Origin of the sequence: Cupriavidus sp. SIMBA_020 (assembly GCF_046535395.1) — a bacterium.
Lineage (GTDB): Bacteria > Pseudomonadota > Gammaproteobacteria > Burkholderiales > Burkholderiaceae > Cupriavidus > Cupriavidus campinensis.
The window spans coordinates 116,272-141,696 of record NZ_JAWRWU010000006.1 but is presented as its reverse complement, the minus strand read 5'-3'; the positions used below and the strand labels follow the sequence as shown (position 1 = coordinate 141,696).

At 69.4% G+C, this 25,425-nt stretch carries 21 protein-coding genes; 9 read left to right on the top strand and 12 right to left on the bottom strand.

Annotated features, from left to right (window positions below; translation table 11 throughout):
• Genes SB751_RS14015 through SB751_RS14000 form a run of 4 tightly spaced genes read right to left on the bottom strand, consistent with a single transcriptional unit; the run spans nt 1 to nt 4,044 of the window.
• Complete coding sequence (locus tag SB751_RS14015; protein ID WP_410748151.1) at nt 1–933, bottom strand: amidohydrolase family protein; 933 nt, start codon at nt 931–933, stop codon at nt 1–3.
• Entirely contained in the window at nt 884–2,092 is a 1,209-nt protein-coding gene (locus SB751_RS14010; protein WP_144198323.1) for a CaiB/BaiF CoA transferase family protein, read from the bottom strand. Before SB751_RS14010 ends, SB751_RS14015 begins: the two co-directional genes overlap by 50 nt.
• A 26-nt stretch (nt 2,093–2,118) precedes the next feature.
• Nucleotides 2,119–3,108, bottom strand: a complete 990-nt coding sequence (locus SB751_RS14005) for a tripartite tricarboxylate transporter substrate binding protein (RefSeq protein WP_410748150.1) — start codon at nt 3,106–3,108, stop codon at nt 2,119–2,121.
• Between the two features lie 48 nt (nt 3,109–3,156).
• Nucleotides 3,157–4,044, bottom strand: coding sequence for an HpcH/HpaI aldolase/citrate lyase family protein (locus SB751_RS14000; RefSeq protein WP_144198321.1), 888 nt, complete (start codon nt 4,042–4,044; stop codon nt 3,157–3,159).
• A 96-nt stretch (nt 4,045–4,140) separates the two neighbouring features.
• Between SB751_RS14000 and SB751_RS13995 the strand changes: the two genes are divergently transcribed.
• Nucleotides 4,141–5,016: a LysR substrate-binding domain-containing protein gene (locus SB751_RS13995; RefSeq protein ID WP_144198320.1), complete on the top strand. Its 876-nt coding sequence runs from the start codon at nt 4,141–4,143 to the stop codon at nt 5,014–5,016.
• Here SB751_RS13995 and SB751_RS13990 read toward each other — a convergent pair.
• The 3 genes from SB751_RS13990 to SB751_RS13980 form a co-directional block, all read right to left on the bottom strand.
• On the bottom strand, nt 4,939–5,913 hold the full coding sequence (locus tag SB751_RS13990) for a DMT family transporter (protein ID WP_410748149.1): 975 nt from the start codon (nt 5,911–5,913) through the stop codon (nt 4,939–4,941). The genes SB751_RS13995 and SB751_RS13990 overlap by 78 nt on opposite strands.
• Entirely contained in the window at nt 5,910–6,833 is a 924-nt protein-coding gene (locus tag SB751_RS13985) for a GNAT family N-acetyltransferase (RefSeq protein ID WP_410748148.1), read from the bottom strand. The genes SB751_RS13990 and SB751_RS13985 overlap by 4 nt, the downstream gene beginning before the upstream one ends.
• A gap of 70 nt (nt 6,834–6,903) precedes the next feature.
• Nucleotides 6,904–7,533, bottom strand: coding sequence for a TetR/AcrR family transcriptional regulator (locus tag SB751_RS13980; RefSeq protein WP_144198318.1), 630 nt, complete (start codon nt 7,531–7,533; stop codon nt 6,904–6,906).
• A gap of 73 nt (nt 7,534–7,606) precedes the next feature.
• Here SB751_RS13980 and SB751_RS13975 point away from each other — a divergent pair, with 73 nt between their 5' ends.
• From SB751_RS13975 to SB751_RS13965, 3 genes are read left to right on the top strand one after another with little or no spacing between them, the layout of a single operon-like run.
• Nucleotides 7,607–9,133, top strand: coding sequence for an NAD(P)/FAD-dependent oxidoreductase (locus SB751_RS13975; protein WP_313817155.1), 1,527 nt, complete (start codon nt 7,607–7,609; stop codon nt 9,131–9,133).
• Nucleotides 9,130–10,098: an alpha/beta fold hydrolase gene (locus tag SB751_RS13970; protein WP_410748147.1), complete on the top strand. Its 969-nt coding sequence runs from the start codon at nt 9,130–9,132 to the stop codon at nt 10,096–10,098. Before SB751_RS13975 ends, SB751_RS13970 begins: the two co-directional genes overlap by 4 nt.
• Nucleotides 10,099–10,121: 23 nt before the next feature.
• Nucleotides 10,122–10,877 (top strand): Coq4 family protein, encoded by a 756-nt coding sequence (locus SB751_RS13965; protein WP_410748146.1) that lies wholly within the window; start codon nt 10,122–10,124, stop codon nt 10,875–10,877.
• Nucleotides 10,878–10,890: 13 nt separating this feature from the next.
• On the opposite strand, the gene SB751_RS13960 is transcribed toward SB751_RS13965, so the two are convergent.
• The gene (locus SB751_RS13960; RefSeq protein ID WP_410748145.1) at nt 10,891–12,846 is read right to left on the bottom strand and encodes a lactonase family protein; all 1,956 of its coding nucleotides are present in this window, start codon (nt 12,844–12,846) and stop codon (nt 10,891–10,893) included.
• Nucleotides 12,847–12,930: 84 nt separating this feature from the next.
• Nucleotides 12,931–14,889, bottom strand: a complete 1,959-nt coding sequence (locus SB751_RS13955; protein ID WP_250025405.1) for a lactonase family protein — start codon at nt 14,887–14,889, stop codon at nt 12,931–12,933.
• Between the two features lie 396 nt (nt 14,890–15,285).
• Here SB751_RS13955 and SB751_RS13950 point away from each other — a divergent pair, with 396 nt between their 5' ends.
• The 5 genes from SB751_RS13950 to SB751_RS13930 all read left to right on the top strand — a co-directional run bounded on the left by SB751_RS13950 (nt 15,286) and on the right by SB751_RS13930 (nt 20,904).
• A complete protein-coding gene (locus SB751_RS13950) occupies nt 15,286–15,609 on the top strand; it encodes a hypothetical protein (RefSeq protein ID WP_144198312.1) in 324 nt (107 codons plus the stop codon).
• 137 nt (nt 15,610–15,746) lie between these two features.
• Nucleotides 15,747–15,896, top strand: a complete 150-nt coding sequence (locus SB751_RS13945; protein ID WP_186296850.1) for a hypothetical protein — start codon at nt 15,747–15,749, stop codon at nt 15,894–15,896.
• 47 nt (nt 15,897–15,943) lie between these two features.
• The gene (locus SB751_RS13940) at nt 15,944–18,178 is read left to right on the top strand and encodes a phosphocholine-specific phospholipase C (protein WP_144198311.1); all 2,235 of its coding nucleotides are present in this window, start codon (nt 15,944–15,946) and stop codon (nt 18,176–18,178) included.
• A 334-nt stretch (nt 18,179–18,512) separates the two neighbouring features.
• On the top strand, nt 18,513–19,733 hold the full coding sequence (locus SB751_RS13935; RefSeq protein WP_244844424.1) for a tail fiber protein: 1,221 nt from the start codon (nt 18,513–18,515) through the stop codon (nt 19,731–19,733).
• 91 nt (nt 19,734–19,824) lie between these two features.
• The gene (locus tag SB751_RS13930; RefSeq protein ID WP_313817144.1) at nt 19,825–20,904 is read left to right on the top strand and encodes a glycosyltransferase; all 1,080 of its coding nucleotides are present in this window, start codon (nt 19,825–19,827) and stop codon (nt 20,902–20,904) included.
• Between the two features lie 12 nt (nt 20,905–20,916).
• Here the strand turns inward: SB751_RS13930 and SB751_RS13925 are convergent, their stop codons facing one another.
• Genes SB751_RS13925 through SB751_RS13915 form a run of 3 tightly spaced genes read right to left on the bottom strand, consistent with a single transcriptional unit; the run spans nt 20,917 to nt 25,407 of the window.
• Entirely contained in the window at nt 20,917–21,888 is a 972-nt protein-coding gene (locus SB751_RS13925) for a DUF58 domain-containing protein (protein ID WP_410748144.1), read from the bottom strand.
• Between the two features lie 13 nt (nt 21,889–21,901).
• Nucleotides 21,902–22,879: an AAA family ATPase gene (locus SB751_RS13920; RefSeq protein ID WP_410748143.1), complete on the bottom strand. Its 978-nt coding sequence runs from the start codon at nt 22,877–22,879 to the stop codon at nt 21,902–21,904.
• Complete coding sequence (locus SB751_RS13915; RefSeq protein ID WP_144198307.1) at nt 22,876–25,407, bottom strand: fused MFS/spermidine synthase; 2,532 nt, start codon at nt 25,405–25,407, stop codon at nt 22,876–22,878. Before SB751_RS13915 ends, SB751_RS13920 begins: the two co-directional genes overlap by 4 nt.
• Nucleotides 25,408–25,425: the final 18 nt, after the last annotated feature.

The following is a 25,425-nucleotide window of genomic DNA, read 5'->3' as shown; positions in this document are numbered from 1 at the left end:
TTATGGCGCCTCGAATCCGTACAGCGCGGCGGGGTTGTCCACCAGGATGCGGCGGCGCGCCGACTCGGTGCCGGCCCAATCGGCCAGCAGGTCGAACAGCAAGGCGTCGTCCGGCTTGGCGTGCGGCTCCGTGGAATGGGGCCAGTCGCTGCCCCAGACGAGCCGTTCCGGCGCCGCCTGCACCCACGCCCGGGCCACCGGGGCGATATCGGCATACCCACCGCCGGCGCCGACCATCGAATCCAGATAGGCGCCGGACAGCTTCAGCCACGCACGGCCCTTCGCCAGCAGCCCGGACACCAGCGCGAACGCCGGATGCGCCGTGCCACCGGGCAGCGGCAGGCGGGCCAGATGGTCGAACACCAGCGGCGTGGGCAGCCGCGCCAGCAGGTCGCCATGGGCGACGATCTGGTCGGCGGTCCAGTGCAGTTGCAGATGCCAGCCCAGTTCGGCGATGCGGTGCGCCAGCGTCTCCACCATCTCGAAGCCCACCACGGCGTGGGCCGGGGTGTACAACGAGAAGCGGATGCCCCGGATGCCGCCGGCATGGAGCGCCTGCAGGGTGTCATCGGACACATCGGGCCGCACCACCCCCACGCCGCGCGTGTTGGCGAGGCCAAGCTGGCGGATCGCATCGAGGGTGCAGCTGTGATCGGTGCCGTAGCAGCGGGGCTGGACGATCACCGCGCGACGCGTGCCCAGCAGCGCCTGCACCCGCCGGTAGTCCGCCACGGTGGCGTTGGCCACAGCCGGGGCGATGGCCGGGAAGCGTGCGTCGTAGATATGGAGATGGGCGTCGCAGGCGTCCGGCCATGCCGTGCTGCGTGGCGCGGCGCCGGCCGTGCTGTTCGGCACGGGCTGGAAGCCAGCCTCGGTCTCCCCCTCAGCCACGGCCGGCCAGCCGGTCGGCCGCCTCGCGGACGGTGTCCCCATGCTGGTCCAGCGCCGGCGCGGCAAACGGCTCCGGCCCCGGCGTGCGGCCAAATTTCACGGCGCGCGTAAAGCCGCGATAGCGGCCCACCACCGGGTGGTCGAACGTGGTCACCATCTCTTCGGCCAGCACCTGCGGGAAATCGAACATGTCTTCCACCGAGCGCGCCGCCGCGCAGGGCACTTCCTCGCCGAACTCGGCCTCCCATTCCAGCGCCGACCGCTGCTGCAGGGCCGCGTGCAGCTTGGGCAGGATTTCGCCCTGATGCTGGGCGCGCTTGCGCACGCTGTCGTAGCGGTCGGTCGAGAGCAACTCCCCCAAACCCGTCTTCTCGCACAGGGCGCGCCAGAAGTGCGGGGTGTTGGCCGAGATGTAGAGATAGCCGTCCCGGGTGGGATGGATGCCGGTGATGCCGCCCGAGCGCATGTCGCGCCCCACGTCGCGCGGCTCCGAGTCGGCCCAGACCATGCGGGCTGACTGCATGGTCAGCGCCGCGCGCAGCAGCGACACGCCCACGTACTGCCCCACCCCACTCTTCTCCCGCTCATAGAGCGCGGACGCCACGCCGCCCGCCACCAGCGCCGAGGCGTAGTAGTCCACCACCGAGCCGTACAGGATCTCGGGCGGCCCGCCGTGCTTGCCCTGCAGCGTGCACATGCCGGTCATGGTTTGCAGCACCTGGTCGTAGCCGGCCTTGTCCTTGAGCGGCCCGGCCTCGCCGTAGCCGGTGACCGCGCAGTAGATCAGGCGCGGATTGACGGCGGCCAGCTGCGCGTAGCCAATGCCCAGCCGCCCCGGCACGCTGGGCCGGAAGTTATGCACCAGCACATCGGACTCGCGCACCAGCGCCAGCAGCCGGTCCAGATCGGCCGGGGCCTTCAGGTCGAGCACCACGCCCAGCTTGCTGCGGTTCACGCCCAGGAATGCGCGGGACTCCGACTCCAGCGTGGACGGGTACTTGCGCAGGTTGTCGCCGACGGGCGGCTCCACCTTGATGACGTCCGCGCCCTGATCCGCCAAGAGCGAGCAGCCGTACGGCCCCGCGATATAGGCGCTCAGGTCCAGCACGCGCACGCCGCTCAGCGGGCCGGGCTGTCCTGCCCGCTGCGTGCCGAAGCCCGTGGCTTGGCTCGTGGCTTGGCCATTGGTGTTGGGTTGCATACTTGCTCCGAAAAATCTCTCAATACTCAATCCGCGACGATGTTCTGCTGCTTGGCCAGCGCCTTCCAGCGGGTCACATCGGCGGCAATCGTCTCGCCGAACTTCTGCGGCGTGCCCGGCGTGACCTCGGCGCCTTCCTTCAGGATCGCCTCCTTGACGGCGGGCTTGGCCAGCGCCTGATTCACCGCCGCATTGAGCCGCGCGACAATCGCCGGCGGGGTGCCAGCGGGCGCCAGGAAGCCCCACCAGAGTTCGAACTCGTAGCCGGGCACGGCGGTGGCCATCGGCACCAGATCCGGCGCAATCGGGCTCGGCCTCAGGCTGGTAATACCCACGGCGCGGACCTTGCCGGCGCGCACCATCGGCAGCAGGGAGGGCCCGCTGGAAATCAGCAGCTGGGTCTGGTTGCCGATCAGGTCGGTCACGGCCGGGCCCATGCCCCGGTACGGCACGTGCGTGATGGCCAGCTTGCCGGCCTGCGCCTTGAGCAGCTCGGTGCCGAACTGGTTCACGCTGCCCGGGCCGGACGACGCGTAGTTGTACTTGCCGGGATTGGCGCGGATGGCGTTGATCAACTCCTGCGGCGTCTTGGCCGGGAAGTCATTGCTGACCGCCACGATGAACGGCCCGTGGGCCACCATCGCCACCGGCGCGAAGCTCTTCACGGCATCGAACGGCAGCTTGCTCTGGATGGCCGCGTTGGTGGTCATGCTGGAGGACACCGCGACGAGCGTGTAGCCGTCCGGCGCGGCCTTGACCGCCAGCCCGGTGCCGGTGTTGCCGCTCGCGCCGGGCCGGTTGTCGATGACCACGGGCTGCTTCAGTTCCTCGCCGATCTCCTTGGCCACGATGCGCGCGAAGATGTCGTTCGAGCCCCCCGGCGGGTACGGCACGATCAGGGTGATGGGCTTGGAGGGGTAGGCGCCCTCGGCGGCCTGTGCCGGCGCGGTCATAGAGGCGGTTGCGGCGATCAGGCCAAGGCATACCACGGCACGCAGCGACGATGGATTCGTCATGGTGTTTGTCTCCTGTGTTTTTTATGTAGGAATGCGGGGGGAATCCGATCAGGCGGGGATCAATCCAAGCCTCCGCCCAATCTCGACGATCGCCTGCGCGCGGCGCACAAACGGGGGATCGATCATCTTGCCGTCCACCACATAGGCACCCACGCCCTTGGCGTCCGCCTCTTCGGCAGCGGCCACCACACGCAGCGCGTGGGCGATTTCCTCGTCGGACGGCCGGTAGACCTCGTTGGCCAGTGCAATCTGGCTCGGGTGGATGCAGCTCTTGCCCAGGAATCCCATCTGGCGGGACATCTCGGCCTCGGCACGGAAGCCCTCGGTGTCGCGGATATTGGCGAACACCGTGTCGTAGGCATAGACATTGGCCTCGGCAGCCGCCATCCGCACGGCGAACATGGCGGAGGCAATCGCCGCCGTGTTGCGTCGATGCACGCCGGCCGGCTCGAACAGGTCGCCCAGCCCAAGCTGGAGGCCCGCCACGCGCGGATGGGCGCCGGCCAGCTCGGCGGCCAGCCGCAGCGCCCGGGGCGTTTCGATATTCAGCAGCAGCCCGACCTTGCCAACGGTGCCCTGGCCATCGCCAAACCCATTCGCCCGCTCGGCCTGCTCGATGGCTGCCGCCGCACGGCGCACGTCATCGGCGCTCTCCGGCTTGGGCAGGTTGACCAGATGCAAACCCGGTACGACTACCGCCGCCAGATCGGCCTCGAAATGTGGCGTATCGAGCCCATTCACGCGCACGATCAGCGTCTTGGTACTGGCGCGCGTCTCGGCGGCGCGCAGCAGGCCGGAGAGCAGCGCGCGGGCCTCGCCCTTCTTCTCCTCGGCCACCGCATCTTCCAGGTCGAAGGACAGCGCGTCGGCATCGCTGGCCAGCGCCTTGGCGAAAAACTCGGGGCGGGAACCGGGCACGAACAGCTTGCTTCTCATGGCGAATACCGTATCTCCGTGGGGGTGACAGGCAGTGTCCGTGAATCGATGAAAAAGATAAACTATCCTTTACTACGTTCGTACATTAGAAATTCTATGGAAACCGCTTACCTGAAAGCTTTCGCGCTGGTGGTGGAGACCGGCACGCTGGCAGAAGCCGCGCGGCGGCTCAATGTGACGCCGGCGGCGATCTCGCAGCAGATCCAGGTGCTGGAGCGGCAACTCGGCACCACGCTGCTGGGGCGGGCCGGCCGTACCGTGGCGCCCACCGAGTCCGGGCGAAGGCTGGCGGCGCGTTGCGTAACGCTGCTGCGGGAAGTGGATGAACTGAGGGGATGGGTGAATCAGGCGGATGCCGTGCGCGAACTGCGCATCGGCACGATCAACACCGCGCTGCACAGCCTGCTGCCAGACGCGCTCGCGCGGTTCGCGGCGGTGCACCCCGGGGTGTCGGTGCATATCCGCTCGGCGCTGTCCCACGAATTGTTCGATGCGGTGAAGGATGAGTCACTCGATGCCGCGGTCTGCCTGCATCCGCCCTTCGCCCTCCCCAAGACCTTCGCCTGGGATTTGCTGCGGCAGGAGCCGCTGGTGGTGCTGGCGCCCGCGCAGGACCGCGACGCCGATCCGCACGAACTCCTGCGCACCCGGCCCCTGATCCGCTATGACCGCAGCCTGGGCGGCGGCAAGCAGGCCAGCGACTATCTGCGCCGCGCCGGCATCACGCCCGCGCAGGAGCGCTTCGAGCTGAGTTCGCTGCTGGCCATCGCCATGATGGTGGACCGTGGGCTCGGGGTATCGCTGGTGCCGGACATCGCCTCGCCGCTGACCGCCGGGCTCCATATCGCCAAGCTCCATCTGCCGATCGAGCCGGAGCCGCGCCGCTTCGGCCTGCTATGGCGCCGGACGTCGCCCGGGGCCAGCGTGATCCGCTCCTTCCTCGAGCAGGCCCGGCTGGCGGCGGGCACCTGATCCTGAGGGGCGGCGGCCCTGCTGGGTGATCAGCAGCCCGCTGACCACCAGCGCAATCGACATCAGCAGTGACCACGAGGGCCACTGGCGGCCCACCAGCAGTTCCAGCACCGCCGCCGTCACCGGTCCCAGCGCCTGGAAGCCGACGACCCGGCTCGCCTCCAGCCGCGTCAGCGCCCAGAGCCAGCAAAAGTACCCCACGCCGCTGGACAGCCCGATAAAGGCGACATGCCCCCACTGCGTCGACGACAAGGACGGCCACAGCGGCTGCCCGGTCGTCGCGCAGAGCGCCAGCAGGAACACCACCGCCGCGCACATCGCCAGCACGCTGGTCGGCAAGGCGGGATAGCACTGGAGCAAGGGCCGAACCAGCAGGCTGCACACGGCGCCGATCACGGTCGCGCCGATCAGCGCGGCCATCGCCCCGAGATGCGTGCCGCCGCCTACGCCAGCGGTGCCACCGAGGGGCGCCCCATGCAGCAACACCGCCACGCCCGAGACGGCGCAAACCAGCCCCGTCAGCTTGGGCAGGCTGAACGCCTCCTGCCCGCTCAGCACGGCCAGCAGCATCGTGAACAGCGGCATGGTCGAGAACACCAGCGCGCAGGTGGTGGCCGAGAGCACGCCGAGCGCGTGGTTCAGCAACACGATCAGCACGGCGAACTGGAACACGCCCAGCGCGGCGAGCACCGCCGCATCTTTCCGGGCGAATCGAGTCGGGGTCCGGGTGCCGAGCCAGGCCGGCCCCGCCAGCACGCACAGGCCAATCAGATAGCGCAGGAAGGCCAGCGTGGCCGGCGACGCATCGGCGGACACCGCCCGGGTCGACACCATCGCCGCCCCCACCAGGATGCCGGTCAGCGCGGCAGCGACGATGGCCGAGTGGCTGCCCCTCACAGGTCCCGCGCCCAGATCTGGCCGACGAGATCCTTGCCGAAGCTGTGATGGGCCTCCTCCTCCACCAGCGTGAAGCCGGCCTTTTCGTAGATCTTGCGGGCGTCGGTCAGGATGCTGTTGGTCCACAGCATCATCCGCTTGTAGCCGGCCGTCCGGGCAAAGCGCAGGCACTCATCCACCAGCCGATGGCCGATACCCAGCCCGCGCGCGCTGGCATCCACATAGAGCATGCGTAGCTGGGCGGTCTCCGCGTCGTGCCGCACGACGAAGACGGAACCCACCGCCTTGCCGTCCTTCTCCGCAATCCAGCAGCGCTCGCCGCTCGGGTCGTAGTCGCGCAGGTACTTGGCGACGATCTCCGCCACCAGCGCCTCGAACTCGCTATTCCAGCCGTACTCGCGCGTGTACAGCACCGCCTGCTGGCGCACGACCCAGCCCATGTCGCCCGGCTGCGGGTCGCGCAGGATGTAGCTCGGGGTCGATTCGCCTAGCAGGGCTTCGATCTGCGTCATGGCCTCCACCAACTGCTGCTGGCTGGACTCGGTCATGCGGCCGAGCATCCCCGTCACCTCGTTGCGCGAGGCCAGGTTCAGCACCTCGAAGGTCGCCCGGCCGGCATCGGTCAGCGCCAGTTCACTGACGCGTGCGTCCGCCTGCGAGCGGGTCTTGGCCACCAGCCCCTGCTTCTCGAAGCCGGCAATCACGCGGCTCAGGTAGCCCGCGTTCAGCCCCAGCTCGCGGCACAGGTCGGACGAGGTCAGGCCCGAGCGATGGGCCAGCTCATAGAGGATGCGGGCTTCGGTGAGGGAAAACTCGCTTTCCAGCAGATGCTCGTGCAGCAGGCCGATCTGGCGGGTGTAGAAGCGATTGAAGCGGCGCACGGTTTCGGCGCGCGCCAGCACTTGCGGATTGGGAGACATGTCGAGGACGATTTATTTGCCTGAGGCAAATTATTTGTTGCCCCAGGCAAATAAATCAAGAAATTCCGATTCAGTTCCGCGCGCCTGCCCTCAGTACCAGCGCCAACTGGAGCGCTGTGGCCGCCACGGTGTCCACATCGGGTACGTGCCCGTGCCGAATCCAGTGCAGCGCCACGTGGATGATGCCGCCCGCCACGCCGGCCAGCAGCATCGGATCGGGCTCCGGGGCACCCGGGAGCAGCGTACGGGCGAGCAGTCCGCCGAATTCGCGCAGCGACCGGCCCAGCGCTTCGTCCACCAGCCGGCTCACACCCCGGATCTCCACCAGGAACACCCGGGCCGAGCGCGGCTCGCACTGCAATGTGCCGAAATAAGCACGCAGGATGGCCAGCGCGCGATGTTCGCCGTCGCCGCCGGCATCCTCGCCCGCCTGCTCGATGCGCAGCAGCAGCCGATGCGTGACCGTTTCAAACGAAGCCAGCAGCAGCGCTTCGCTATTGGCGAACGATTCGTAGAAGTAACGCTCGGTCAGGCCGGCGGCTTCGCACACGGCCTTGACCGTGGCGTTCTGGTAGCCGCGCTCGCCGTAGACCTGCACGGCAGCGGCAATCAGTTGGGCACGGCGCTGGGCGCGGCGCTCTTCGGCTTCGGCGCCGCGATAGCGGCGGGCAGGGATCAGCTCGGCAGTCATGGGCGCCAGTATGACATTCCCTATTGTCAGATGGCGTCTGACAACCTATGTTGTCAGAACTCCCAAGATCCGGATGCCCGTCATGACCGCCCCCACTTCCGATGACGCAGTCCTCGATGTCCTGATCGTCGGCGCCGGCCTGTCCGGCATCGGCGCCGCCCGCCAGCTCCAGCAGCGCTGCCCCGACAAGCGCTACGCCATCCTCGAAGCCCGCGAGACCCTGGGCGGCACCTGGGACCTGTTCCGCTACCCCGGCATCCGGTCGGACTCCGACATGTACACCCTCGGCTACCGCTTCAAGCCGTGGCGCGGCGCCAAGGCCATTGCGGACGGGCCGTCGATCCTGCGCTACATCCAGGAAACCGCCGAGGAAGCCGGCATCACGCCCCACATCCGCTTCGGCCACAAGGTGGTGGGCGCGGCGTGGGACAGCCGTGACGCCTGCTGGACCATTGACGCCGAACGTGCGCCCGACGGCACCCACGCCACCCACATACGGCTGCGCGCCCGCTTCCTCTACGTCTGCGCCGGCTATTACAGCTATGCCGAAGGGCACCGCCCCGCCTTCCCCGGCGAGGAAACCTTCCGGGGCCAGATGGTGCATCCGCAGTTCTGGGATCCGTCGATCGACTACACCGATAAGCGCGTGGTGGTGATCGGCAGCGGCGCCACCGCCGTGACGTTGGTGCCGGCCATGGCCGAGACCGCCGCGCACGTGACCATGCTCCAGCGCTCCCCGACCTATATCGTGACCCGCCCCGGCGAGGATGCCATCGCCAACCAGCTGCGGCGCGTGCTGCCGGAGCGGCTGGCCTACCGCGCCACACGCTGGAAAAACGTGCTGCTGGGGATGTTCTTCTTCCAGCTCGCCCGCCGCCGGCCCGAGCGCGTCAAGCAGCGGCTGGTCAGCATGGCCGCCGCGCAGCTCCAGCCGGGCTTCGACGTCGCCACGCATCTGACCCCGCGCTACAACCCGTGGGACCAGCGCGTCTGCCTGGTGCCCGATGGCGACCTGTTCCAGTCGATCCGCAATGGCCGCGCCTCCATCGTCACCGACCAGATCGAGCGCTTTACCGCCGATGGCATCGTGCTGAAGTCCGGCCAGACGCTGCCGGCCGATCTGGTGGTGGTGGCCACCGGGCTCAAGCTGAACATGCTCGGGGACATCGCCGTCCATGTGGATGGCCAGCCGCGCCGGCCGTCCGAGCTGCTTGCCTACAAGGGCATGATGCTGAGCAACGTGCCGAACCTGGTGCTGGCCTTCGGCTATACCAATGCGTCCTGGACGCTGAAGGCCGACCTGACCGCCGAGTACGTCTGCCGGCTGCTCAAGTACATGGATCGCCATGGCCATCGCTACGCCCTGCCGCAGGTGGAGCCGGACGTGCAGCGCGTGCCCTTCCTCGATTTCAGTTCCGGCTACGTGCAGCGCGCCGCCGCCGTGCTGCCGCGCCAGGGCCACCGCAAGCCGTGGCGCGTGTATCAGAACTATCTGATGGACATGCTGACCATCCGCCATGGCCGCATCGACGATGGCGTGCTCCGCTTCGACACCACGCAGGCCACCACGATGCCCACCCCAGACCCCCTCGCCGAAGCCCAATCATGAACATGCTGCTGATCCTCGTACTTGTCCTAGCGATAGCGCTAGGGGTGCCGCTGGCACTGCTGTTCCTCTTCACCTGGCGCACGGCGCGCAAGATCGAGGCGGCCCTGCCGCCCACCGGCCGGTTCGTCGAGGTGCCCGGCGCCCGCCTGCACGTGGTGGAGCGTGGCGAAGGGCAGCCGGTGCTGCTGGTGCACGGCCTGGCCGGCCAGCTCGCCAATTTCGACTACGGCATGATCGCGCCGCTGGCGCGCGACTACCGCGTGATTGCGGTGGACCGCCCCGGCGCCGGGTATTCCACCCGCGCCCCCGGCGCGCCGGCGGACCTGCGCGCGCAGGCCGACACGCTGGCCGCACTGATCGACCAGCTCGGGCTGGAGCAGCCGCTGGTGGTCGGCCATTCGCTCGGCGGCGCCATCGCGCTGGCGCTGGCCACCTATCATCCGGCCCGCGTGGGCGGGCTGGCGCTGATCGCCCCGCTCACCCATCTGCCCGAGGTGGTCTCGCCGGTATTCAAGGCCATGACGATGCAGAGCGCGCTGATGCGCAAGCTGATCGCCTGGACGCTGTTGATTCCGATGTCGATCCGCAACCGCGAGCAGGTCATGCAGATCGTCTTCGGCCCGGACGCGGCGCCGGCGGACTTCCCCACGCGCGGCGGCGGCCTGCTGGGGCTGCGGCCTGGCCATTTCCTCGGGGCGTCCGAAGACCTGCACGGCGTGGCGCACAGCCTGCCGCCGTTGCTGCCCACCTACGGCGATCTGAAGGTGCCGGTCAGCATCCTGTTCGGCCGCGAGGACCGCATTCTCGATTACCGCGAGAACGGCGAGGCGCTGGTCGCCAAGCTGCCGGCAGCCCGGCTGACATTGGTGACCGGCGGGCATATGCTGCCGGTGACGGCCGTGGAGGCCAGTGTCGATTTCGTGCGCAACGCCGCCGCCAGCCTGCGCGCGGCCGTGCCCGCCTGACCGTGATGACCGAGGAGCCTGCCATGGCCAGTTCTGCTTCCCCCTCGCCTTCCCCCTCCCCGTCGACCACGTCCGATCCCTACCAGCGCGACCTGCTCACCGCCTTCCGCGCCGTGCGCAAGCTGCTGGCGGACGGCAACGACACCGAGCAGGTCTTCCTCATCATGCGGGCGCTGAACGGCCCCGCCATGCCGAAGAACTACCGCCGCCTGCTCAGTACGCGGCAGGGTCGGCGGCTGGCCTACCAGCGCATCGAACTGGCCGAGCGTCTCACCGACCCGGCTTATATCGCCAGCTTCGCGCCGGGCACCGTGGGCGCCGCCTATCGGCAATTTCTGGAAAAAACCGGCTACAGCGCCGACGGGCTGGCCAAGGTGTCGAACCTGAACCAGGAGCCGGTGATGGAGGACGCCTATTTGTGGTTTGGGCGCCGCACGCGGGACATCCACGATATCTGGCACGTCCTGACCGGCTACCGCGCCGACGAAAGCCTGGGCGAGGCGGCGCTGGTGGCCTTCAGCTACGCCCAGACCGGCGGCACCGGCTGGGCCTTCATCGCCGTGGCCGCTGCCCTGAAAAGCCTGCGCGTCTCCCGCAGCACGGCCTTTGCCCGCGCGGTGCTGGAAGGCTACCGCCGGGGCCGCCGTGCCGGCTGGCTGCTGGGGGAAGACTACGAAACCCTGCTGCACGAACCGCTGGATGCGGCCCGCGCGCGGCTCGGCATTGCCGAACCGGCGCGCTACCTGGCCTGCAACCCGGCGCAGGCCTGGACGGCTTAGTCACACCGCCGATTTATGGCGTAGGCTGCACAATCGCCATGCCGGCGTTGATATTCCCCGTGGCGAACGGGCTGCCCGGTACCGGTGTCAGCGCGCCACTCGTCGCATCGATGGCGAAGCCGTACAGCGTGCCGCTGAGCGACGGCGTGTACAGGAAGCGCCCGTTCGGCTCGATGCGCAGGCGCTGGCCGTTGATGCTGGCGGGGGTGATGGCGAGCGGCAAGGGGCCAAACGTGGGGTCGATCCGCATCGTCTGGATGTTGTTGCTCCCTGTACCGAGTACATAGACAAACTGGCCCGACGGCGTGACGGCGACGTCGACGGGACGCGACACCCCAATCAGCATGTCCATGGCGCTCGTAATCGCGCCTGTGGCATCGAGCGTGCAGCTGCCGAAGCTATTGGTGTCCCGGTTGGCAAAGTACAGCGCGCTGCCATTGAGTGACAGGGCCGCCCCCATCGGCCCTAAGCCAAGCGATGACCTGGTGTAGGCAAACGTAAGCGAGCCCGTCGCCGCACTGACGGGGGCGTGCCACAACGCGTCCGCCGCGATGCTCGTGGCATAGACGTTCTGCCCGTCGGCGGACACCGCGACCCCGCCCGCACTGGCCGACCCGCCTGCGGACAGGCTTGACGTCAACTCTGCGGCTTGCGTCACGGGATTGATGGCAAAGCTCGTCAGCGTACCAACGCCGCCGACATAGACATACCGGCCTGTCGGATCCACCGCGACGACCTGAGGCGCGAGCGGTGTCGGGGCACTCGCCGCCGCAATCATGGTCAGCCTGCCGGTGGCGGCATCCAGCTGGAAGGGGACGATCGCGTTGTTATCCACCATCACCGCATAGCCCACCCGCCCGGACGGCAGGAAGGCGATGTCGTTGACCTCATTCACGGTCGGGAACGGGCTGTCCGGCACGGCGGCCAGCGCGCCGGTAACGGGGTCGATCCGATAGACCGACAGGGTCCGGTCATTGCGGTTGGCCACCACCACGAACTGCGCCTGTACGCAGGTGATCGCCACGTTGGTGACGTTGGCGGCGGCGATGGTGCCGCTGTCGTTCTGGATCGTGCAGGTCTGGCCGGCGGGCTGGCCAGCCACGGTGACCGTGTAGTTCGACGCATCGGCCAGCCCGCTGGACACCGTGAAGGCACCATCCGCGCTGACAACCGCCGCATCCCCATTCACCCCGGCCAGTTGCAGGCTCTTGCCCGCCGCCAGCCCGGACACGGTGCCGCCCACGCTGTAGGTCGGGGGCGGCGCCGCTGGGCGAGCCAGTGCCGCGTTGGCGCACAGCCGGGTGCCGGTGGGCGCGTCCGCACAGGCCGCCAGCACGGCCGAGCCGGCCAGCGTGGCCGAAGACGGGCTGCTGACCTGTGCCGAATGGCCGTCCGCTGCCGCAGTCACGGGGAAGGTGGCATCGGCGGTGTTCCACGTCCAGTTGGTCAGGTCGGCGATGCCATCCACGCCATCCGAGCGCCGCACCGCTGCCGTCACGGTCTGCGGCGCTGCGCCAGCCGTCACGGTCAGGTTCGCGGGCGACAGCGTCAGCGTGTACGACTTGGCCGGCGCGGCCTGTACCACCAGATGGGTGACGGAGGTGGCGCGGCTGCCATCGGCCAGCGTAGCGGTGGCGGTGATATCGACTTCCCCGGCATTCCGGGTCTGCACGGTGGCATAGGTGCCGACGAAGACGGAAGCGGAAACACCCGCCGGCGCCTTGTCCGACGCCGCCGTGACCACGGCGACCGATTCATCCGAAGACGTCCAGGCGAAGCTGGCGCCCTTGACCTCGCTGCCATCGGCGGCCAGCAGCGTCGCCTTGAGCGTCAAGTTGCTGCCCGCCACCGGCGCGCCGCTGGTGGTGTCGACCACCACCTTGGTAGCGGCTGGCGTGGCCGAGGGGGCCGGCGTGGTGTTGTCATCGGAGCCGCAGGCGGTGAGCACCGCAGCGGCAAGCAAAGCCATGCCGAACGCGCGTGCGCCAGCGGAGAAGCGTGGAAACATGAGACCCGACCCGTAATCTGTGTTGAATGGATGAATCCGACTGGCTTAGGGCGTCGGCTGCACGATCGCCATGGCAACGTTGTTATTGCCCGTGACGAACGGGCTGCCCGGCACCGGCGTCAGCGCGCCGCTCGCCGCGTTGATCGCAAAGCCGTACAGCGTGCCGTTGAAGGACGGCGTGTACAGGAAGCGCCCATCCGGTGTGATGCGCAGGCGCAGGCCGTTGGCACTGGCGTTAGTCACGCCGAGCGACACCGGAGCGCCCGAGCCGCCAAGCTGGAACGTCTCGATGCGGCCGCTCGCCGAGTCGAGCACATAGCCAAACTGACCGGACGGCGCGAGTGCAATGTCGATGGGTGCCGTTCCCCAAGTCGGCATCACGAAGTCGTTGACGATTTCGCCTGCGGCATTGAGCGTTCCGATGCCGAGGGTGCCGGTGTCCAGGTTGGTGAAGTACAGCGTGCTGCCATTGGGCGACACGGCCACTCCCGTCGGCTGCACGCCGAACGATGACAGCGCGGAGCCTGACGCCAGCCCACCGGTAGCCGGATCGACCGCCAGACGCCACACATGGCCCAGGTCAATGTTCGTGGCATAGACGTTTTGCCCGTTCGGGGACACGGCGATCCCAGCCGGCATCGTCGGCACGCTGGCGGGAATGACAGACGTGCTGGTCAGGCCATACGTCAGGGGCTGGATGGCATAACTCGTCAGCATTCCAAGGGCGCCGACGTAGAGCCACCGGCCCGTCGGGTCCACCGCGACGACCTGCGGCGCCGGCGTGCTGGGGACACTGGCGCCGGGCATGGGCGTGAGCGCGCCGGTGGCGGCATTCAGTTCGAACGGGAAGATCAAGTTGTTGTCCGCCATCACCGCGTACCCGATCCGCCCGGACGGCAGGAAGGCGATGTCGCTGACCGGCACGAGGGTCGGGAACGGGCTGCCCGGCACGGCCGTCAGCGCCCCGGTCTCCGGATGCGTCCGATAAACCGACAGGGTCAGTTCATGGCGGTTGGCCACTACCACGAACTGGGCCTGCACGCAGGTAATCGCCACGTTGGTGACGTTGGCGGCAGCGATGGTGCCGCTGCCGTTCTGGACCGTGCAGGTCTGGCCGGCGGGCTGGCCGGTCACGGTGACCGCGTACGGCACCCCGGCGACCAGCGCAGTCGGGAACGAGAACGCCCCGCTGGCGCTGACGAGCGCCGTATCGCCGTTGGGCCCGCCCAGCATCAGGCTCTTGCCCACGGCCAGGTTGGACACCGTGCCGCCTACGGTGTAGGTCGGCGGCGGCGGCGCGGCCGGACGGGCCAGCGCGGCATTGGCGCACAGGCGGGTGCCGGTGGGCGCGTCCGCGCAGGCGGCAAGCACTGCGGAGCCGGCCAGCGTGGCCGAAGACGGGCTGCTGACCTGTGCCGAATGGCCGTCTGCTGCCGGCGTCACGGGGAAGGTGGCATCGGCGGTGGTCCATGTCCAGTTGGTCAGGTCGGCGATGCCATCCACGCCATCCGAGCGCCGCACCGCTGCCGTCACGGTCTGTGCAGCCGCGCCAGCGGTCAGGGTCAGGTTGGCCGGCGACAGGGTCAGCGTGTACGACTTGGCCGGCGCGGCCTGTACCACCAGATGGGTGACGGAGGTGGCCCGGGTGCCATCGGCCAGCGTCGCCGTGGCGGTGATATCGACCTCCCCGGCATTCCGGGTCTGGACCGTGGCATAGGTGCCGACGAAGACCGAGGCCGACACCCCCGCCGGCGCCTTGTCCGAAGCCGCGGTGACCACGGCCACCGATTCATCGGAAGACGTCCAGGCGAAACTGGCGCCCTTGACTTCGCTCCCGTCGGCGGCCAGCAGCGTCGCCTTCAGCGTCAGCGTGCCGCCGGCAACCGGCGTGGCGCTGCTCGTATCGACCACCACCTTGGTGGCCGCTGGCGTGGGCTGCGTGGCCGGCGCAGCGTTGTCATCGGAACCGCAGGCGGTGAGCACCGCAGCGGCAAGCAAAGCCATGCCGAACGCGCGTGCGCCAGCGGAGAAGTGTGAAAACATGGACCCGACCCGTTTTTTTGATGTTTAGCCCGGACTTGTCGACCGGAGCATTGCGCGCGACTGTAACAGCGCTGTCACGTTTTGACTGTCCCCAAATGGGGGGACAAGCAGGGTCAAGCGGGGGCGACAAGCGGGGGGCGACAAGCGGGGGGCGACAAGCGGGGGGCTGGCGGGCACAGCGCCCAGCGCCCAGCGCCCGGCGGGAAAAACCGGATTGCAGCCCGGCCCGGTCCCCATTTTGGGGCGCCGTTTATCCGGGCTCGCATCCATATTGCGAAACCCGCCTATTCGGCCTATTACGTCAGGAAGCCCCGTTTTCTTGAATCGGCAACCTGGCAGCCCGGCTGCCCGCGCATCATGCAAGAGCTTGCGTTCCGCACGCTGCTATACCGTTTTTTCTTCTTCGGCTGGCTGTTCAAGGACGCCAGCCGGGGCGACTTGTTCGAGCGCTCCGCGGCGTGGCGCTTCAACCAGTCGCGCGCCCACTGGCTGCCCACTTATATGCGGCGCTGGCTCTGGTGCGGCCTGATCCTGTTCGCCCTCGGCGGCATCGCCGAAACCATGATGAGCGCGCCCGCGCTGTCGGCCATCTTCTACGTGCCGAGCGTGCTCAGCGTGCCAATCAACCTGGTGATCGGGGTCATCTGGGTGGGACTCAAGTCACTCCGAGGACCGTTGTAGGCGTCTCCTCCTCATGCTGCATACATCACTTAGTGCAGCGAGGGTCACGATTGTGTCATCCCTGACACATAGGCTTACGGGTCTGCTGATGTGGCAGACCCGATCCAACCAGCCCTGACCCCATGAAACAAGCCAGTTTGACGACCGCCCTCGCGGCCGCGTGCCTTGCCGCGCTGCTGCTGGCCGCCTGCGGCGGTGACGACAACAAGCCGAGCCCGAGCCAGCCGCCCGCCGGCGATCCGCCCCCCGCCTCCGCGCCGGCCCCGGACAAGCGCTGCGCCCCCTGAGCCCCCGCCGGGCACGCCTCCTCCCAACACTCCCCAGAACCCGAACAATGATCTCCCGCCGCAAGTTCTTGCAGGCGAGCATGGGCACGGCTTTCTCCGCCGCCGCCCTGGCCGCCTTTCCGCCCAGCATCCGCCGCGCGCTGGCCATTCCGGCCAACAACGCCACCGGCACCATCGCCGATGTGGAGCACGTGGTCATCCTGATGCAGGAAAACCGCTCGTTCGACCATTACTTCGGCACGCTCAGCGGCGTGCGCGGGTTTGGCGACCGCCTGACCATCCCCATGCCGAATGGCCGCAACGTCTGGCAGCAGGCGCGCACCAACGGCTCGCTGATCACGCCGTACCACCTGAACGGCAGCGCCAACAACGCCCAGCGCACCGCGGGCACGCCGCACGCCTGGGCCGACAGCCAGGCCGCCTGGGACCACGGCCGCATGTCGCGCTGGCCGGTGGCCAAGACGGACACGTCGATGGGCTACTTCAAGGAACAGGAAATCCCGTTCCAGTTCGCGCTGGCCAATGCCTTCACGCTGTGCGATGCCTACCACTGCTCGATGCACACCGGCACCGACGCCAACCGCGCCTTCCACATCTCCGGCACCAACGGCGCGATGCCGCTGAACCGGGCCTTCGTGAACAACGAGTGGGATGCCATCAACGGCGTGGCCGCCGACGCCAACATCGGCTACACGTGGAAGACCTACGCCGAGCGGCTCGAGGAAGCCGGCATCAACTGGATCAGCTACCAGAACATGCCCGACGAATGGGGCGACAACATGCTGGGCGCGTTCCAGACCTTCCGCCGCGCCAACCTGAACTCGGGCTTCCCGGTGTCCAGCGGCGGCTCGCCGGGCGCCCCGTACACCAACACCGGGCAGGCCGTGCCGTACAAGGCTTACGACGCGGCCACCGACAACGCCGCCAATCCGCTCTACAAGGGCATCGCCAACACGCTGCCGGGCACCCAGCCGGAGCAGTACCTGGACGCCTTCAGGCAGGACATCGCCAATGGCAAGCTGCCGCAGGTCTCCTGGATCAACGCGCCGTCGATCTACTGCGAGCACCCGGGGCCGTCCACACCCGTGCAGGGCGCGTGGTTCCTCCAGGAAGTGCTGGACGCGCTGACCGCCAACCCGGAGGTGTGGAGCAAGACCGTGCTGCTGGTCAACTTCGACGAGAACGATGGTTACTTCGACCACGTGCCGTCGCCGTCCGCGCCGTCGCGCAATGCCGACAGCTCGCTGGCCGGCAAGACCACGCTGGCCGATGCCGACCTCGCCGCCGAGTACTACACGCAGTCCCCGCCGGACGGCAGCACCAGCCAGCCGCCCCGCGATGGCCGCGTGTTCGGCCCGGGACCGCGCGTGCCGATGTTCGTGATCTCGCCGTGGAGCCGGGGTGGCTGGGTCAACTCGCAGGTGTTCGACCACACCTCGGTGCTGCGCTTCCTGGAGACCCGTTTCGGCGTGCAGGAGCCCAATATCAGCCCGTTCCGCCGCGCGGTCTGCGGCGACCTGACCTCGGCGTTCAACTTCAAGACGCCGAACAGCGAGGCGCTGCCCACGCTGGCCGGCCGCGGCACGCGCGCGTCGGCAGACGCCCTGCGCGTGGCCCAGCAGGCGCTGCCGGCGGTGCCCGTGCCGTCGGACATCAACCTGCCGGAGCAGGCCACCGGCACGCGTCCGTCGCGCGCCCTGCCCTACGAGCTGCACGCCAGCGCGCGCGCCCACGTCAACGGCCAGGTGGAGATCCTGTTCGCCAACTCGGGCACGCAGGCGGCGGTGTTCCACGTGTACGACCGCAACGACCTGAACAGCATTCCGCGCCGCTACATGGTGGAGGCCGGCAAGAGTCTGTCCGATAGCTGGGGCACGTCGGCCGCCGCGCCGGGCCAGTACGACCTGTGGGTGCTCGGCCCGAACGGTTTCCATCGCCATTTCAAGGGCGATACCACCGTGCTGGGCGGCGCGCTGGGCGTGCCGGAGGTGCGCGTCTGCTACGACATCGCCAATGGCGACGTCTATGTCGATCTGATGAACACCGGCAAGGCGGCCTGCACCTTCCGGGTGGCGCCGCTGGCGTATCGCACGGACGGCCCGTGGGAAGCCACGGTGGCGGCCGGCGCCACGCAGACGCTGCACTGGTCGCTGAAGGACAGCGGGCAGTGGTACGACTTCGCGGTGACGACCCCCAGCGACACCGCGTACTACCGCCGCTTTGCCGGCCGCGTGGAAACCGGCCAGCACACCATCACCGACCCGGCGATGGGTACGGTGTAAGCACGGTCTAAGCCCGTTTGTAAGCCCGCTGTCATCCGCACCAGCCATGCGGGGCGCTGTGAAAAGCGCTCCAAACATCACACGCCCCGCATGCGCGACCCCGACCTCCCGCAGGTCCTAGCACTTCCCCTTGCCCCTTATCGGTGGCAGAAAACCTGGCAATGTTGACTTATCATCACGCCCGGCGTAGCGGGGGAATCCCGGGTGCATCCCGGGTGAATCCACCCCGCGAGCGCCACGGCCGTTTGGTCTCGGCCTCTTTTCCATTCGATACATAACAGGCTCCGGACCGGCGACTCGCACGCCGGCGACGCGCCATTCCCAGGGGAATCCGATGAAACAGAACCGGTGGGCGCTCGCCCTTTCCATGGCCACGGCCCAACTGCTGACCGCCTGCGGCGGCGGCGACGATGCGGGCACCAGCGCCCCTGTGGCGGCCGCCCCGGCGGCGGCCACGCTCTCGGGCACGGCGGCCACCGGCGCGCCGGTCCAGAACGGCGCCATCGACCTGCGCTGCGCCGCGGGCACGGCCTCGACCACGAGTGACGCCAACGGCGCATGGTCGGTCTCGTCCGCCGGTCTGGCCCTGCCCTGCGTGGCGCGCGTAACCGGCCCCGCCGGGCTGACGCTGCATTCCTACATTCAGAGCCCGGGCACGACCAACATCACGCCGATCACGGAACTGGTGGTGGCCGCCGCCGCGCAGAACCCCGACACCGCCACGGTGTTCAACGCGTTCAACGCCACGCTGGCCAGCCTGATGCAGTCCAACCTGGCCACCACGCTCAACCTCGTGCGCGCCCGCCTGGTCAACCTGGGCGTGAACACCACCGGCCTGAGCCTGCTGAACCAGCCGTTCAAGCCGGTGTTCGGCGATGCCTATGACGACACGCTCGAGGCCCTCGCCACGCAGTTGACCGCCCGCCAGACCACGCTGGCCGCGCTCTCGCAGGATGTGGCGCGTGGCGATGTGGGCAGTCCGGGCGCCGCGGGTGCCACGGGCGCAACCGGCGCCACGGGCGCCACCGGGGCAACCGGCAGCACCGGCCCCTCGGGCGCGACCGGCGCCGCAGGCCCCACGGGTACGACGGGCGCTACCGGTGCTACGGGTGCCACTGGCGCCACGGGCATTACCGGCCCGTCCGGCCCGCAAGGCCCGACCGGCAACACCGGAGCTACGGGTGTCACGGGTGCCACAGGCGCGACCGGCGCCACGGGGGCAACCGGCGCGACGGGGGCGACCGGCGCCACAGGCGCAACGGGTGCCCAAGGCCCGACCGGCAATCAAGGCCAGGACGGCGCGAGCGGTGTATGCACGATTGGCGACGTCTGGCTGACCGCCCTGCCCTACCCGGAGAACTACGACATGGGCGGCATGGTGGCCAAGGGCCAGCTTCTGCCGATCCAGCTCTATGCGCCCTTGTTCTCGCTCATCGGCAACACGTTTGGCGGCGACGGCACGACGAACTTCGCCCTGCCGAACCTGACCGGCCAGGCGCCGGCGAACCTGACCTATATGATCTGTACCGAGGGCCTGTACCCGTCGCGCATCTGACGGTGAACTGACGGGCCACCGCCCGCCCCCGGCCACGGCAGCCCACGCCGCCGTGGCCGCAAGACACTACCCACCGTCCATCCCAATCCCCATGCCACGCATCTGCCTGAACATGATCGTCAAGAACGAGGCGCCGGTGATCGCGCGCTGCCTCGCGTCCGTGCGCCCATGGATCGATAGCTGGCTGATCGTCGATACCGGCTCCACCGATGGCACGCAGCAGCGCATTGCCGCGTGCATGGCGGGCCTGCCGGGCGCGGTGCACGAGCGGCCCTGGCAGGACTTCGCCCACAACCGCAACGAGGCGCTCACCCTGGCCCGGGCGCAGTGCCAGCCGGACGACTACATCCTGTTCATCGATGCCGACGAAACGCTGGGCGTGCCGGACGGCTTCCGCTGGCCGGCGCTCGGCACCGATGGCTATCGGCTGCGCTGCGAGCTGAGCGGCTGGCAGTACCAGCGCAACGCGCTGGTGCGGGCGGGGGTGCCATGGCGCTGGGAGGGCGTGATCCACGAATACCTGACCTGCGATACCCCGGCGGTCTGGGACGACCTGCAGGGCCCGGCCATCGTGGTCTCGCGCGACGGCGCGCGGGCCCGCGACCCGAACACCTATCTGCGCGACATCGAGGTACTGGAGCGCGCCGTGGCCGACGCCCCGGACAACACGCGCTACCGTTTCTACCTCGCCCAAAGCTGCCGGGACGCTGGTCGGCCGGCGGAAGCCCTGCGCCACTATCGCGCGCGGGCCGCCATGGGGGGATGGGACGAGGAGCAGTGGTTCGCCACCTACCAGTGCGCGGCGATGCTCGCGCTGGACGGCGCGCCGGCCGAGACGGTGACCGCGGCCTACCTGGCCGCCTATCAGGCCCGCCCCACCCGCGCCGAGCCGCTGTGCGACCTCGCCCGCTGGCACCGCCAGCGCGGGGAATACGCGCTCGGGCACCTCTACGCCCAGCAGGCGGCGGCCATGCCGCTCCCCGCCGACGCCCTGTTCGTCGATACCTCGGTCTACCGCTGGCGCGCGCTGGACGAACTGACGGTCTGCGCCTACTACATCGGCGCCCAGGAACAGGGCCGCGCCGCGCTGATCCGGCTGCTCGCCGATGGGGCGTTTCCGGAGTCGGAGCGCGCGCGGATCGAGGCGAACCGGCCCTATTACGGGCTGTAATCGCCGTCCCGCCTACCCCAGCAGCCGCCGCAGCTGCACCGCCACGTCCTCGGCGGCGGACACCGGCAGCAGCGGCACGCCAATGCCATGGTGCCAGTCGAACAGCGCCTGGCTGTGCTGGCTGGCGAAGCTGCCGATCTGGTCGCGCAGCGCGGCGCGGCCGAAGCCCAGTTCCACCTGCAGCTCGCCGTCGCTGACCACGAGGTGGCCGGAATCGGGCAACTCCAGCAGGAAGGGGTCGTAGACCAGCACCGACAGCACGTCGTTGCGGCTGCGCAGCGCCAGCATCAGCCGGCGCGTGCGGTCGTCGGCGCCATCGAAGTCGCTGATGACGATGACCAGATGGTCGTGCCCGGCCAGCCGCACCGCGCGCTCCAGCGCCGCGTTGAACTGGCCGGCGCCGCGCCGGGCTTCGGCCTCGGCATGCAGGCGGCGGTTATGGGCGACGAGGTCGCCCAGCAGGTGCAGCACGGCGTCCCGGCTGCGGCGCGGCGCGCTGGCGGTCAGGTTGGTATCGCCGAACAGGATGCCGCCGACGCGATCCCCATCGGCCACGATGCGCCACGCGGCCAGTGCGGCCACTTCTGCCGCCACGACCGATTTCATCGCCCGCCGGCTGCCGAAGAACATGTTCATGCGCTGGTCCACCACCAGCAGCACCGGGCGCTCCTTCTCCTCGGCATAGACGCGCACGTGCGGCTTGCCGGTGCGCGCCGTCACGCGCCAGTCCATTGTCCGCACGTCATCACCGGGCAGGTAGCCGCGCACCTCCTCGAAGGCCAGCCCCCGCCCGCGCACCCGCGAGCCGTGGCGGCCGGACAGCAGGCTGTGCACCGGCTGGCGCGTGCGGAAATGGAAGTCGCGGGCGGTGGCCTCCAGCGCGGCCAGCGCGTTCATGTCGACATTGACGCCCGGCGTGGCGGTCGAGGGTGCTGGCCCGGCGCCGGTGGCGGCCCGGTCGCGGGCGGCGAAATCGAGCGGCATGGCGGCGAAGCTGTCAGGCCACGGCCACGCGTTGCAGCAGGCGGTCGATCACCGCATCGGCGCTGACGGACGCGGCGTGGGCCTCGTAGGACAGGATCAGCCGATGGCGGAACACGTCGTGCACCACGGCCTGCACGTCGTCCGGGGTCACATGGCCGCGCCCGCGCAGCCAGGCGATGGCCCGCGCCACCTTGTCCAGCCCGATCGACCCGCGCGGGCTCACGCCCACCTGGATCCAGCGCTTGAGGTCATCGTCGAACCGGCCCGGGTCGCGCGTGGCCTGCACCAGCGCGACGATATAGCGCTCCACCGGCTCACTGACGGCAATCCCGTGGATGGCCGCCCGCGCCGCGAACACGGACGCGGGCGAGAGCTTGTCCGCCGGGGCGCCACCAGCGGCCTGCGGCGGCGGCGCTTCCTCGCTGCGCGCCAGCCGGATGATCTCGGCCTCCGCGCTGGCCTCGGGGTAGCCCACGTTCACATGCATCAGGAAGCGGTCCATCTGCGCCTCGGGCAGCGGATAGGTGCCCTCCTGCTCGATCGGGTTCTGCGTCGCCATGACCAGGAACAGCGGCTCCAGCTTGTGGGTCTGGCCGCCCACGGTCACCTGCCGCTCCTCCATGGCCTCCAGCAGCGCCGCCTGCACCTTGGCCGGAGAGCGGTTGACCTCGTCGGCCAAGATCAGGTTGGCGAAGATCGGCCCGGCCTGGAAGCGGAAGTCGCCCCGGCCAGCGTCCGTCACATAGATATCGGAGCCGGTGATGTCGGCCGGCAGCAGGTCTGGCGTGAACTGGATGCGCGAGAGCCGCGCGTCCAGATGGCGCGCCAGGCTCTTGATCGCCCGGGTCTTGGCCAGCCCCGGCAGGCCCTCCACCAGCAGGTGGCCATCGGCCAGCAGGCCGAGCAGCAGCCGTTCGATCATGCGCGCCTGCCCGACGATGGATTCGCCCATGCGGGCCTGCAGCGTGAGGATGTCGTCGCGGGCGCTCATCGGCCGCCTCCGGTGAACCAGCGGTAGTAGGGATTGTCGGGGTCGGCCTGGATCGCCTCCGTGATGTGGTGGCTCCAGGCTTGCCGGTTGCCCTCGTAGGCGTCGAGGCCGGCAGCGTAGAAGGTCTGGAGGTTGTCACGCTCCCGGCGGATGGCCTGTTGCAGGCTATCGTCGGCGCCGGTGAGCGGCGGGTCCGATTGCAGCGCCAGTAGCTCGCGCAACACCGGCACGAACGCCTTCTGGCGCACCCAGCCGGTGTACTCGATGCGCGGGCGGTCATCGGTCACGGCGGGCGCGTCACCGGCAAACCAGTCGAGGCCATCGCGGTCGGTGATGTAGGTGGCCAGCAGTGCCGCCGGCGAGGCCACGCCCACGGCGCGCAGCGCGCTGGCGACCTCGGGCTGCTGGAAGCGGGCGGCGATCGTCGGCACATCGAGCGCCAGCGGCTCGGCCGAGCCCACCAGCAGCATCTCGTGGAGTTCGGTAGTCCAGAGCGAGGCATGCGGGAAGACGTCGAGGAAGCTGCGCACCAGCGAGCGGGTGTCATCGCGATTCTGGGTCGGCAGCGGCAGCCACTGGGCGACGATGCCGCCCGGCTGCAGGCGGCTGGCGGCCAGTTGGTAGAACTCGCGCGAATACAGGTTGACCACGCCGCTGGCGGACGGCGGCGGCGGCTCCAGCGTGACGAGGTCGTAGCGCTGGGTGCCCTGGAGCAGCTCGCGGCGGCCGTCGCGCAGGCGGATGTCGATGCGCTTGTCGTGGCTGGCGTCGAAATTGCCCTGGAAGCTTGGCGCGGCGCGCACCACGGCGGGCAGCAGTTCCGCCACCACGCGGTGTTCGAGGCCCGGGTACTGGAGCAGCGCGCCGGCCGTGATGCCGGTGCCGAGTCCGATCACCAGCGCCGAGCGCGGCGTGCCGTTGTGGACGATCAGCGGCAACAGCGCCTGCAGGCGCATGTAGCGCAGCGACGTCATGGTATCGCCCGAATTCGACACCCCTTGGATATAGAGCCGGCGGAAGCTCTGGGTGCCCTTGGACTGCTCGACCACGGCCACCGTGGCGCCCCGGCTTTCCTCGTAGAACACCAGCTCGCCGCCGCGCGCCTGTGCCAGCAGGCGGGCCAGACGATCTGCGGGCGTGGCCACGGCCACCATCAGCGTGACCACGGCCAGCAGCGGAATCGCCACGCGGGCACGGCGCGTGACGCCATCGCCGAAGACCATCGCCAGCACAGCCACCAGCGCACTGGCGGCGGCGAGCACGCCCAGCGTATGCACCACACCAATCCACGGCACCAGCACCACGCCCGCCAGCACCGATCCGGCGATGCCGCCCAGCGTGTTGAGCGCCAGCACGGCGCCCAGCCCGGCCCCGACCCGCGCCGGATCGACCGACAGCCGCACCGCGTACGGAAATGCCGCGCCCAGCAGCACGGTGGGCACGAAGACGATGCACAGCGCCGCCACGGTAAAGCGTGCGCTGGAGGCGGCGAGCAGGTTGCCCGTGCCCTCCAGCACGCGTGCATAGGCGGCGGATTGCAGGGCCGGCAGCCATTCCCCGAGCCACGCGAATTCGACCAGCGCCACCAGCCCCGCCCCGACCACCAGCAGCGCGAAGGCGCTCCACGGGTCGCGCGAACGGTCCACGCGCCGCGCCACCAGCGCGCTGCCGAGCACCAGCCCGGCGAGATAGGTGGCCAGCACCACCGCGAAGGCAAACGCCCGCGTACTCAGGAACTGGACGATGGCCTGCGACCAGACCACTTCGTAGCCCAGCGCGATGCCGCCCGCCACGGCGTAGAGCCCCAGCGCCAGCCGCCGCTGCGCGAGGACCGGGGTGGGTGCGGTGGATGGCGAAGGAGAGGCAACAGCGACAGTCGGCACCCGCCGGCTCTGCCAGAGCGCCCCGGCACCGGCCAGCAGGTTCAGCCCTGCCGCCGTGCAGGCGCTGCCGAACACGCCGAGCAGCGGAATGGCGACGAAGGCCGCCAGCAGCGTGCCGGCAATCGCCCCGGCGGTATTGGCGGCATACAGCCGCCCGCCATGGGCGCCAAGTTCTCCGGAAGGACGGATCGCGCGCAGCAGCACGGGCATGGTGCCGCCCATGGCCACGGCCGGGAGAGCCACCAGCAGCACGGGCAAGGCCCACGCCACGATCCCGGCGCGGGTTTCCAGCCACGCGAACGGCGCCGCCGCGTGGGCCAGCGCCACTGTGGCGCCCAGCGCCAGCACGGCAATCGCGCATTCCAGCCACAGGTAGAGCCGCCAGGGCGAGGCAGCGCGGTCGGCCCATCGCCCGATGGTCCAGCCGCCCAGCGCCAGCCCGGCGAAGAACGCGCTGACGCCAACGGTGACGGCGTGCACATCCACGCCGAGCACCAGCGAAAGCTGCTTGACCCACAGGACCTGATAGACCAGCCCGGCCGCGCCGGACAGGACCAGCAGCGCGGCGGGCACCCGCCAGGCCGTGCCGGCGCGCACCGCCGCCTGGGCGGCGGTGCGCGTGCCACGACTCTGGCGCGCGCCCATGGCGGGTTCCAGCTTCCG

What these genes read in the sequence shown, in the direction of transcription:
- SB751_RS14015 (WP_410748151.1), bottom strand. Translation starts at nt 933, where the DNA reads ATGGGGACACCGTCCGCGAGGCGGCCGACCGGCTGGCCGGCCGTGGCT.
- SB751_RS14010 (WP_144198323.1), bottom strand. Translation starts at nt 2,092, where the DNA reads ATGCAACCCAACACCAATGGCCAAGCCACGAGCCAAGCCACGGGCTTC.
- SB751_RS14005 (WP_410748150.1), bottom strand. Translation starts at nt 3,108, where the DNA reads ATGACGAATCCATCGTCGCTGCGTGCCGTGGTATGCCTTGGCCTGATC.
- SB751_RS14000 (WP_144198321.1), bottom strand. Translation starts at nt 4,044, where the DNA reads ATGAGAAGCAAGCTGTTCGTGCCCGGTTCCCGCCCCGAGTTTTTCGCC.
- SB751_RS13995 (WP_144198320.1), top strand. Translation starts at nt 4,141, where the DNA reads ATGGAAACCGCTTACCTGAAAGCTTTCGCGCTGGTGGTGGAGACCGGC.
- SB751_RS13985 (WP_410748148.1), bottom strand. Translation starts at nt 6,833, where the DNA reads ATGTCTCCCAATCCGCAAGTGCTGGCGCGCGCCGAAACCGTGCGCCGC.
- SB751_RS13975 (WP_313817155.1), top strand. Translation starts at nt 7,607, where the DNA reads ATGACCGCCCCCACTTCCGATGACGCAGTCCTCGATGTCCTGATCGTC.
- SB751_RS13970 (WP_410748147.1), top strand. Translation starts at nt 9,130, where the DNA reads ATGAACATGCTGCTGATCCTCGTACTTGTCCTAGCGATAGCGCTAGGG.
- SB751_RS13965 (WP_410748146.1), top strand. Translation starts at nt 10,122, where the DNA reads ATGGCCAGTTCTGCTTCCCCCTCGCCTTCCCCCTCCCCGTCGACCACG.
- SB751_RS13960 (WP_410748145.1), bottom strand. Translation starts at nt 12,846, where the DNA reads ATGGCTTTGCTTGCCGCTGCGGTGCTCACCGCCTGCGGCTCCGATGAC.
- SB751_RS13955 (WP_250025405.1), bottom strand. Translation starts at nt 14,889, where the DNA reads ATGGCTTTGCTTGCCGCTGCGGTGCTCACCGCCTGCGGTTCCGATGAC.
- SB751_RS13950 (WP_144198312.1), top strand. Translation starts at nt 15,286, where the DNA reads ATGCAAGAGCTTGCGTTCCGCACGCTGCTATACCGTTTTTTCTTCTTC.
- SB751_RS13940 (WP_144198311.1), top strand. Translation starts at nt 15,944, where the DNA reads ATGATCTCCCGCCGCAAGTTCTTGCAGGCGAGCATGGGCACGGCTTTC.
- SB751_RS13935 (WP_244844424.1), top strand. Translation starts at nt 18,513, where the DNA reads ATGAAACAGAACCGGTGGGCGCTCGCCCTTTCCATGGCCACGGCCCAA.
- SB751_RS13930 (WP_313817144.1), top strand. Translation starts at nt 19,825, where the DNA reads ATGCCACGCATCTGCCTGAACATGATCGTCAAGAACGAGGCGCCGGTG.
- SB751_RS13925 (WP_410748144.1), bottom strand. Translation starts at nt 21,888, where the DNA reads ATGCCGCTCGATTTCGCCGCCCGCGACCGGGCCGCCACCGGCGCCGGG.
- SB751_RS13920 (WP_410748143.1), bottom strand. Translation starts at nt 22,879, where the DNA reads ATGAGCGCCCGCGACGACATCCTCACGCTGCAGGCCCGCATGGGCGAA.
- SB751_RS13915 (WP_144198307.1), bottom strand. Translation starts at nt 25,407, where the DNA reads ATGGGCGCGCGCCAGAGTCGTGGCACGCGCACCGCCGCCCAGGCGGCG.